General features: G+C 63.8%; 7 protein-coding genes. 6 read left to right on the top strand and 1 reads right to left on the bottom strand.

Features of this window, described 5'->3' with window-relative positions:
* On the top strand, positions 1-293 hold a 293-nt coding region (locus tag A3AU_RS0119845), incomplete at its 5' end, for a transposase (RefSeq protein WP_027054423.1).
* A 151-nt stretch (positions 294-444) separates the two neighbouring features.
* On the opposite strand, the gene A3AU_RS0119840 is transcribed toward A3AU_RS0119845, so the two are convergent.
* The gene (locus A3AU_RS0119840) at positions 445-849 is read right to left on the bottom strand and encodes a Fur family transcriptional regulator (protein ID WP_027054422.1); all 405 of its coding nucleotides are present in this window, start codon (positions 847-849) and stop codon (positions 445-447) included.
* Between the two features lie 245 nt (positions 850-1,094).
* Here A3AU_RS0119840 and A3AU_RS0119835 point away from each other — a divergent pair, with 245 nt between their 5' ends.
* The 5 genes from A3AU_RS0119835 (at position 1,095) to amrB (ending at position 9,281) form a co-directional block, all read left to right on the top strand.
* Complete coding sequence (locus tag A3AU_RS0119835; RefSeq protein ID WP_245235524.1) at positions 1,095-3,296, top strand: caspase family protein; 2,202 nt, start codon at positions 1,095-1,097, stop codon at positions 3,294-3,296.
* 135 nt (positions 3,297-3,431) lie between these two features.
* Positions 3,432-3,812, top strand: a complete 381-nt coding sequence (locus A3AU_RS0119830; protein WP_027054420.1) for a hypothetical protein — start codon at positions 3,432-3,434, stop codon at positions 3,810-3,812.
* The gene (locus A3AU_RS0119825; RefSeq protein WP_027054419.1) at positions 3,809-4,516 is read left to right on the top strand and encodes a DUF4760 domain-containing protein; all 708 of its coding nucleotides are present in this window, start codon (positions 3,809-3,811) and stop codon (positions 4,514-4,516) included. Before A3AU_RS0119830 ends, A3AU_RS0119825 begins: the two co-directional genes overlap by 4 nt.
* Before the next feature lie 56 nt (positions 4,517-4,572).
* Complete coding sequence (locus A3AU_RS0119820) at positions 4,573-7,551, top strand: caspase family protein (protein WP_027054418.1); 2,979 nt, start codon at positions 4,573-4,575, stop codon at positions 7,549-7,551.
* 50 nt (positions 7,552-7,601) lie between these two features.
* A complete protein-coding gene (gene amrB, locus A3AU_RS0119815; protein WP_245235523.1) occupies positions 7,602-9,281 on the top strand; it encodes an AmmeMemoRadiSam system protein B in 1,680 nt (559 codons plus the stop codon).
* Positions 9,282-9,312 lie beyond the last annotated feature (31 nt).

Genomic DNA, 9,312 nt, shown 5'->3' with positions numbered 1-9,312 from the left:
AGCTCGGCCTGCGCTCACCCAAGTCGATCGCCGCACTCGCCGGCCTTGCCCCCTTCGACAACAAGAGCGGCAAGCTCAACCGCAGGAGCCAGATCCAGGGTGGCCGATCGCGTGTGCGCCGTGCTCTCTACATGGCTGCGCTCGGCGCCATCCGAGCTTGTGAGCGCTTCAGAGCTTTCTATACCGCCATCGCAGTCCGCTCAGGCTCGAAGAAGCTCGCCATCATCGCCGTCGCAAGGAAGCTCCTCGTCGTCCTCAACGCCATCATTCGAGACAAAAAAGCTTTCGCATGAACACAGTTGCCATGCCGTGACGCCTGAGTGTCGCGGCTGTGGTGATTTGTTCTGCGCCGCAGTAATCGTCGGAAATGTAACGGAATGGATCCCAGGGTCTTCGTTCCGCTTCGCGTTCACTTCGCCCTAGGATGACGAAGAGAGGAGGAGCCTAGGCCGCTTCAGCCCGGCACTTGGCACATGTCCCGCGAAATTCGATCACCGCCTTCTTGGCGGCGAAGCCCGTCGAATTGACCCAATCGTTCAGCCGGTGGTCGACATCGTGATCGGACATCTCCGTCACTTGTCCGCAAGTGTCGCAGATGGCGAAAGCGGTCATCGAATGGCTGTGGTCGTGCGGCTCGGCGCAGGCGACGAAGGAATTGATGCTTTCCAGCCGATGCACGAAGCCGGATTTCACCAGCGTGTCCAGCGCCCGGTAAACCTGCAATGGCGCGCGAAAACCGCGCTCGCGCAGCTGGTCGAGCAAGGTGTAGGCACTGAGCGGCCCGCTGGCGGTCTCGAGCTTCTCGAGCACGCACAACTGGTTCTTCGTCAGCACATCCCTTGCCGCCATGGTTCTGTTCCAGTCTGCCCTGCGCCATCCCAGGCTGTTTGCCCGTGCAAACGGCCTGATCCCATTCAGATAGCGACGAACCGTCGTCTTTGCTACTCTTCTGTTGTTGTCCCGGGCCAATCGATGAAAGTGCCGGCACATTTGATGATGGCTGGCTTGATGACGCGGCGTCATTCAAAATACTGACAAAATCCTCGGCGAGGGTGGTATCGCTTGGGAAATTCGATCGGGCTTGGGGAAGCAGTATGATCAAATTGACACGCCGGACGCTGCTTGTCGGCACGTCCGCGCTGATGGCGGCCGGTACGATTTCGTTCCGGGCATTGGCGGCATCGCGCACCTACCATGCGCTGCTGGTCGCCTGCACCGAATATCCGGCCCTGCCGCAGAGGAACTGGCTGATCGGGCCGAAGAACGATGCCGGCCTGGTCCACGAATACCTTCTGAAGAACGTGCCCGACCCCGTGCGGTTCAAACCCGAAAACGTCACCTTGCTCGCCAAGGACGTGCCCGGCGCCAGCGGCCTGCCGACCCATGCGGCAATCAAGGCGGCGCTGGCCGACCTCGCCGCCAGGGTGCAGCGCGACGACTTCGTCTACCTGCATCTGTCCGGCCACGGCGCGCAGCAGCCGGAAATGGTCAAGGGCGACGAAACCGACGGGCTCGACGAGATCTTCCTGCCCGTCGACATCGAAAAGTGGATCAACCGCGACGCCGGCGTGCCGAACGCGCTGGTCGACAACGAGATCGGCGATGCGCTGGACGCCATCCGCGACAAGGGCGCCTTCGTCTGGGCCGTGTTCGACTGCTGCCATTCCGGCACCGCGACACGCGCCGTCGAGGTCGACGACGAGTTGGAGCGCAAGGTCGAATTCGCCGATCTGGTCGGCGGTGACGAGGCCGCTAGGGCGGCAGCCATCAAGACCTATGAGGACACGGTCGCGGGCGCCTCGCGCGGCCTCGACGAGAGTGGCGCGCGCAAGCCCGCCTTCAACCTGACGCCGACCGGCGGCGAACCGATCACCAAGGGCAAGCTGGTCGCCTTCTACGCCGCGCAGACGGTGGAGACGACGCCGGAGATGCCGCTGCCCAAGGGCACGACGGACGCGCCGCGCTTCGGCCTGTTCACCTTCACCATCCTGTCGAAGCTTGCCGAAAACCCCAACGTCACCTATCGCCAGCTCGGTCAGGCCGTGCTGCAGCAATACTCGGCCGACAGCCGCACCCGGCCGACGCCGCTGTTCGAGGGCGAACTCGACGCGCGCGTCTTCGGCACCGACAAGACCGACGCGGTCATGCAATGGCCGATCGTCGTCAAGGACGGCGAGGCGACGATCGGCGCCGGCCTGCTGCATCGTCTCACGCCCGGCAGCAAGCTCGCCATCCTGCCTTCGGCGCTGTCGTCGCTGTCGGACGCGGTCGGTTATCTCGAGGTGGAGTCGGCAAAGAACCTGGAGAGCCACGTCAAGCCGGTCGAGTTCGAGAAGAAGCCGGCACTCAAGCTGGTCGACATTCCCGCCAACGCCTATGCGCGGGTGGCCGAGATCGCCGTCGACTACAAGCTCGCCGTCGCGCGGCCCGCCGCGAGCAAGGGACTGGAAAAGGAAGCCGAACTCGTCAATTCGGTTCTCGACGAACTGGCCACGGCCAAGGCGACCGGCTTCAACATCGAGCTGGTCGACCCGGGCAAGGGTGCCGAGCTGCGCTTCGCGGTGATGCGCGAGAACGCCATTGAAGGCGCCGCCAAGGATGCGACGGACAAGCCGGCGTTGTGGTTCCTGCCGGCATCCGGCGACGTTACCTTGAAGGACGGCAGCAAGCCGCCGCTGATCATCATCCACATGGACGACCGCCAGAAGCTGGTCGATGCCGCGACCCGGAACCTGCGCACCATTTTCCGCGCCACCGGACTGTCGCGGCTGGCGGTGGCCTCCGACTACAAGCCCGAGGATGTAGACGTCCAGTTCCAGGTCAAGCGCCGCGACGCGGACGGGCTTGAGCCGCTGCAGGCTTCGGTGGTGCCGCGCGTCTCGCCGGGCGACGAGGTGCATGTGCTGGCCAAGAACAGCTCGGACCAGCTGGTCGACATCAACGTGCTCTATGTCGGCAGCGATTACTCGATCACCCACATCGTTGCCGAGCGCCTTGCCCCGCAGGCCACGCTCGAGGAAGGGCTGCTAGCCTTCACCGATACCAGCTTCGGCATGGAGCGGATGATCGCAGTGCTGACCGAAGCGCCGCCGGAGAGCGAGAAGGAAGACCTGAGCTTCCTGGCGCAGGACGGCGTCGCGTCGATGACGCGCGGCCTGGGACCCGCCAGTTTCTCCGACATGCTCGCCGATATCGGTGCGGCGCCGCCGGCCCGCTCGGTGATGCGGCTTGCCGACAAGAGCGGCCCGAAAGGCGCGGTGATGATCTTTCCGATGGAGACGGTGCCGCGCGCCTGAGTTCCGGCGCCGGGTCGCGCGGCCCGGTAACACCGGCTCTTGCGCGATTGGCGCGATATGAGAACATTCCCGGCCGCAGCCAGGGGCCAGCGGCTGATGAAGCAGATAGGATCGATTGTGCAGATAGGATCGATTGTGAAGAAATCTCTTTTCTCCTGGCGCGGAACAGTTGCCGGACTTGCCGGCGGCCTGTTGCTGATCGCCAATGCCTCGGCGCAGGACATCTGTGGGCTTTGCGTCAAGCAGATCGTTACCAATTCGGAACTGGCGACCTGCTTCCTCGACCAGTACGACCAATTCGCCAAGACCAGCAGTAATGCGGTGGTGGTCGATCTCTCGAGCTGCGCCTCGCGCGGCATTGTCGAGGCATTGCCCTCGCCGAACAAGACGCCTGTGGAGCCGGACGTGCAGTTCATTGTTTCGCACCCACAACTGCAGTGCCTCAAGAAGCAGCTCGAAGCGCCCGGCATCGTGCTTGATCCCTCCGCCACCATCGAACTGGACAGCTGCAAATGAAGAAGCCGGGGGGCACGGTAAAGCAGGCAGGGGTGGCCGCGCCGGCCAAGGCGTCGGCGGCGAAGCAGACGCTGCCGGAAACCACCGAAGGTTTTCCGTGGCCGAGCAGTCACGAGATCAAGAAGGAGAGCAATCCCTTCACCGATCGCGACTGGCGCATGCTTGTCTATGCCTGGTCGGGCATGCTGGTGCGTTTTGCCATCATCTTCACCCTGGCATTCTCGGTCTACCAGTTCCTGGCCAACCAGGAGCAGAAGCGCGTCGAGCAGACCATGTCGCTGGTCGAGCTCTGGGAAACCAAGGACTATCAGCAGGCGCAGCGGGCGCTGAAAGATCGTCTCTCGGCCCTCAATGCCAAATACGACAATCTGCTCAGCGCCAACCCCTCGCCGACCGAGGAGCAGGTCTTCCGGCAGCGCATCGGCATCGAGGCGATGAGCGCTTCCGGCGGCGACATGCCGCTTGCCGATTTCAACGAGAATTTCGACCGCATCGTCTATTTCCTCAACCGCCTGTCCTTCTGCATCGATGGCAATTTGTGCTCGCGCAAGGTGACCGACGCCTATTTCCGCGACTATGCCGTTTCCTTCTGGAGCTATTTTGCCGGCTACGTCGACAAGCAGCGCAAGGCCGGTTCGCCGACGTTCGCGACCGCTATCGAAGCCTATGTGCGCAACGGGCAGCCGGCGGCCGAAGCCAAATAGCGATGCGAAGAGCCGGGATCAGCGTCCGCCTCAAATCTGCCTGCCGCTGGCTGGCCATGGCCGCGGCCCTGGTCGCGGCCCCGGTCGCCAGTGCCGAGGACGCCCCGGATTTCCATCTCGACCTTGACACATCAGGACATACCGCCCGGATTGCCGACCTCGCCTTTACCCCCGACGGCGAGAACGTCGTCTCGGCATCCGATGACAAGACCATCCGCATCTGGGACTGGCGGAGCGGCGTGACTCTGCGCACCATCCGCGGCTATCTCGGCACGGGCAGCGACGGCAAGATCTTCGCGGTCGCGGTCTCGCCGGACGGAAAGACGATCGCCGCCGGCGGCTATTTCGGCCCCGGCCTCGGCGACAAGCCGCCCTATGGCGACATCAGGCTGTTCGACTTCGCCACCGGCAAGATCAAGGCCGTGCTCAAGGCCGCCGACTACGCCACCTATGACCTCGCCTTCTCTCCCGACGGCAAGACACTGGCCGCCGGTGGTGGCGATGGCGTCGTCTATCTGTGGAAGCAGGACGACAAGGCCACCCCTGGCTGGACGCTGGACAAGAAACTCGACGCCGATTCCTGGCACGTCGACAAGCTGGCCTTCGCGGCGGGAGGAACCCGGCTGGCGGCAACGACGACCGACAACGGCATCCGGCTCTGGGATGTCGCCAAGGGCGAGGAGATCGCCTTGCCGGATGAGGCCGAGCCATTGCGGGACATCAGCGTCCTGGCGCTGGCGGTCTCGCAGGACGGCAGCCTGTTTGCCACCGGCAGCAAGGATGGGCAGGTCCAGCTCTGGCATGCTGCTGACGGCACGCTGGCGCGCACAATGCCGAAACAGGATTTCCTCATCGGCTCGTTGGCTTTTGCAAAGGGTGCCCTTCTGGTCGCCTCCTGCGGCTATCGCTGCGCCGACAAGCATCGGTCCATCGTCTGGAACAGCGACACCGGCGAGAAGCGGCTCGACTATGCCGGGCATGACGGCATCGTCTATGCCAGCGCCGCCAATGCCGACGGTTCGCTGGTAGCGACAGCCGGCGGCACTCGCAACGCCATTCAGGTTTGGGAGCCGGCGACGGGCGAACGCAAGGCTCTGCTGCAGGGTTTGGGCGAGCCGGTGACTTCCGTCGGCATCGACGCGGCAAACGGCACGATCGCCTGGGGCAATGCCAACCCTTGCCCGGAGCGCGTGGCTTGCCCCGAACAAATGGGGGCGTTGGACACAAGGCTGGAACTGCCTACTTCCGAACGGTTCTTCGATGATCCGCAGCCGCTGACCGGACCCGGCTCGTTCGCGCGTGCCGCGCTGAGCGACGGCCAGTGGTCGCTGCACGCCGCGACAAGCGGCAAGGACGTGCTGGAAAACGCCGTGCTGGAGATCGCCAATGGCGGCAAGGTGGTGCGCTCGATCGAGAACGATGCCACCAACGGCTTTGCCCATTCCGCCTTCACGCTGATCGACGACGGGCTTGGCCTGATCACCGGCGGCAATGACGGCACGCTGCTGGAATACAAGGCCGCGACCGCCAGGGTTTCCGGCGAATTCACCGGACATACCGGCGAGATCAACGCCATGGTCGCTTCGCAGAAAGCCGGCCTGCTGGTCACCGGCAGCGCCGACCAGACGCTCAGGCTGTGGAATTTGAAGACGCACGAGTTGATCGTGTCGATGTTCTTTGCCGGCTCGCAATGGATCGCGTGGATGCCGCAGGGCTACTATTATTCCTCCGACGAGGGCGACAAGCTGATCGGCTGGCAGGTCAACCAGGGGCGTGACCATGAAGGCCGCTTCATTCGCGCCGGCCAGTTGAAGAAATATCTCTGGAGCCCGGAAATGGTGCGCCGTGCCATCATCCTGCGCAGCGCCAGGCAGGCGGTCAAGGAGATGCGCCCGGGCGTCGACAATGAGTTGCAGAAACTCTTGCAGCGCAAGCCGCCGGAATTCGGCATCCGCCTCGCCGAGGACCAGAGCAAGGTCCGCGACGGCTATGTCGCCGTCGAGATCACAGGCGCCAAGGACGCCGGAACCGATGTCTCCGGCTTCTCGATCCTGTCGAACAGCCGCAATGTCGGCGACGTCACCACGCGTTCGGTGGACGGCGACAAGACGACAGTCGAAGTGCCGGTCGAGAATGGCCAAAACACCATCCGCATCACCGGCACCAACGAATATGGCTATCTGACCGAACGCAGCGTGACGGCGCTGGCGAGGAAGGTCGAGAAGGCCGAGGCCAAGGGCAAGCTCTATGTCGCCGTCATCGGCGTCGACAAATATCCGTTCCTGACCGACGCCTGTTCGGGCCACGCCTGCGACCTGCGCTACCCCGTCGACGACGCCACCGAATTCCTCAAGGTGATTGCGCAGAAATCGGCGCCGCTGTTCTCGTCGATGGAAACGCTGGTGCTGGTCAACCGCGAGGCGCTCGACGAAAGCCCCGACAAGGCCCAGCAGACCTACACGGTCGCCAGCGCTGACCACATCATGGAACCGGACTCGCACACGATCGACGACCAGCTCGCCGACTTCCTCGACAGACCAGGCGAGCACGACACCACCATCATCTTCGTCGCAGGCCACGGCATCAACATCGACGAGGATTACTATTTCATCCCGACCGATGGCCGCAAACAGGATGCCGATCGCTGGAAGCGATCCTCGCTTGTCGACTGGGGTGATATCCAGAAGTCGGTCGAGCGAGCCAAGGGCATGCGCTTCATGCTGCTCGACACCTGCCATGCCGCCAACGCCTTCAATCCGCGACTGGAAAAGGACGCACAGGACGCGCGCATCGTCGTCTTTTCCGCGACCGCCGCCAACAACACCGCCGCCGAATTGCCGGAACTCGGCCATGGCGTCTTCACCTATTCGGTCCTCGAAGGTCTGCGTGGCAAGGCGAAGACCTCGGATGGCGGTGTCACGCTTTTCGGGCTCGCCGATTTCATTTCGCGCGAGGTGGTGCGACTGACCGCGTCGAAGCAGAAGCCGTTCTATTATGTCGGCGGCGTGGAGAACATCGTGTTGGCCGAGCCGTGAGAAGGCTAGGTCCGCGTCCAGGCACCAGCCTCGCGCAGATGTGGCCCGTTATGGCAATAGTGCTATTCCTCCTGTGCATCCTCGGCCTTCCGGGCCCGGCCCAGGCAGCCCCTGTCGTCTGCCCGCCCGGCAACGAAAACTTCCCGCCCTTCTATGACGACGCCACACTGTTCAAGGACGCCATCGCCAGCGTCGCCAACGTCCCTCCCTCCAACCAGCGGCTGACCGGCATCACCGTGCCGCATCATCTCTTGGCCGCCGACCTGGTGGCTCTCGGTTTCCAGGCCGCCTCCGGCTTCCGCTACAAACGCATCGTCATCCTGTCGCCGGACCATTTCCACAAGACGCACATGCTCTATGCCACCACGCTGCGCGGCTTCGACACCGTGCTCGGCCCGGTGGCCGCCGACGGCGATGCCGTGCGCCTGCTGGAAGCACATGGCGACATGGTCGAAGAGTCCTGTCTGTTCGACAAGGAACACGGCGTGCGTGCCATGCTGCCGTTCCTGCACCACTATTTCCCCGAGGCGAAGATCGTGCCAGTGGCGATGTCGGTGAAGGCGAAGCGCGGCGACTGGGATAGGCTGGCCGAGGCGCTCAAAGCCATCGTCGACCGGGACACGCTGATCGTCGAATCCACCGACTTCTCGCACTATCTGCCGCAGCATGATTCCAGGCTTTTCGACCAGCAGACCCTGAACATGCTGGCCGCCGCCTCGCTCGACGGCATCGCCGCGCTGCGCCAACCGGACCATGCCGATTCCGTCGGCGCGCTTTACATCCAGACCAGGCTGCAGCGCGAACTGTTCGGCGCCCAGCCGCTGGTCGTCGCCAACGAGAATTCGCAGGAACACACGTCGGACTATGTCGAGCGGACCACCAGCTATGTGGTGGCGCTGTTCGGCGCCTTCGGCCCCGGCTTCAACAACCCGGCGCGACCCAAGGACAGCATCTACTATCTCGCCGGCGACGTCAATTTCGGCCGCGCCATGAGGAAGATCCTGGTCCGCGACGGCGTTGCCGACAGGATCGTCGACAGCGTCCTGGCGCTGACCGGAGCGCGGCCGCTGATCGTCAACCTCGAAGGCGTCATCCTGCCCAACGTGCCGGAAGCGATCGACGACATGACGCTGGCAATGCCGCAAGACCTCGCCGCCAGCATGCTGAAGCGGCTGCATGTCGCCGGCGTCAGCCTCGCCAACAATCATGCCTACGATCTCGGCCCGTCGGGCTATGCCGAAACGCTGCGCGCGCTGGACGAGGCCGGCATCCCGCATTTCGGCCAGGGCGAGACGCTGGCGCTCGCCGGTCTTGACCTTGTCGGCCTAACCGACATCGATACAAACGGCTCGAGGAACACCGACCTTTTGACCCCTGCCCTGCTCGACCGGCTGCTGCATGAAAATGCTGAGCGACCGGTTGTCGCCTTCGTCCACTGGGGCCGCGAGTACAAGACCGAACCGTCGCCGCGCGAGGAGACGCTTGCCGGCGAGATGCGGCTACGCGGAGTCTCGGCCATTGTCGGCGGCCATCCGCATGTGTCGAGCGAGGCGATCGTCCCGCTTGCCGGCGGCGATGTTGCGGAAGTCTATTCGCTCGGTAACTTTCTGTTCGACCAAAGTGCCGAACGCTCGTCAGGATCGATGCTGGAACTGCGCGTCTTTCCCCAAGGCACGATCTTCACCCGCCTCATCCCGCTGCCCAACTATTTCGAGATGGGCAGGAAATAGTCGCCTCTTGGCGAGCGTAGGGTGTGTCGAG

This window comes from Mesorhizobium erdmanii USDA 3471 (assembly GCF_000472705.1).
Classification (GTDB): Bacteria; Pseudomonadota; Alphaproteobacteria; order Rhizobiales; family Rhizobiaceae; genus Mesorhizobium; species Mesorhizobium erdmanii.
This window is presented reverse-complemented; position numbering and strand designations above follow the sequence as displayed.